Here is a 775-nt window from a genome sequence, read left to right on the forward strand (position 1 = left end):
TAACGCCCGCTTAAGGGGCAGCCAACGCTACTACCAAGCTTCCGCATAACACCGTAATCACGAAAACCAACGCATAATAAAAATGCCACGCGTTGGCTGTCCCTCTTGAAGCGTTTGTTAGGCATTTTCCGTCGTGTTACGCCAGAGATCGTGAACAACATTAGTCATAGCTTCAATAATTTCAAAGAAATACACTTGTGTAACTTCAAGGTGGACTCTAGCAAATTGATGCGAATTTAAATTTAAACTTTTGGCAACAGTTCTAAGTTGCTTACTATGCAGATCCTCGTCTAAGTGTCCAGCATTGTGAGCAATGATATTCCTGATATCTCTTGCTTCGACGACTTTGCTCCAAGAGACAGTGCTAGTAGGAACTTCAATTTTGGCGACCTTACGCAGATAGTTTTTTGCTCGCTCAATACCTAAACCGCTATAGTCTTTTAAAGTACAATTTAAACCTTTCTCAAAATGAAAGCTGTGGCACAGTTGGTTAAGATAGTCTTCAAAAAGCGATACTAACATGAGCAAAAAGGATTGTTTCTGGTATTGAGGAAATACCTCTTGAAAGTGCGCGCTTAAATCATTGCGATACTTGTACCTATCCCAACAAACGGACTCGTTGCTTTCAATATCAGATTCGTTGTACTTAATTAATTCTTCAGACCAATGGCGTTCTGATAGCTCGACAAAGATCCGAAATTTCTCTAAGTCAGACAAAAAATACAACGACACTTGATCAGATTTCTGCATTTTACCTCCTAATGCCTAACGCCCG

The 775-nt window shown here is 40.3% G+C and carries 1 protein-coding gene; it reads right to left on the minus strand.

What is annotated here, in order from left to right; translation table 11 throughout:
• Positions 1-117: 117 nt before the first annotated feature.
• On the minus strand, positions 118-750 hold the full coding sequence (locus AACQ79_RS14295; protein ID WP_170899897.1) for a hypothetical protein: 633 nt from the start codon (positions 748-750) through the stop codon (positions 118-120).
• Positions 751-775 lie beyond the last annotated feature (25 nt).

The sequence above is a fragment of the Vibrio sp. 3-2(1) genome (genome assembly GCF_963887575.1).
Lineage (GTDB): Bacteria > Pseudomonadota > Gammaproteobacteria > Enterobacterales > Vibrionaceae > Vibrio > Vibrio anguillarum.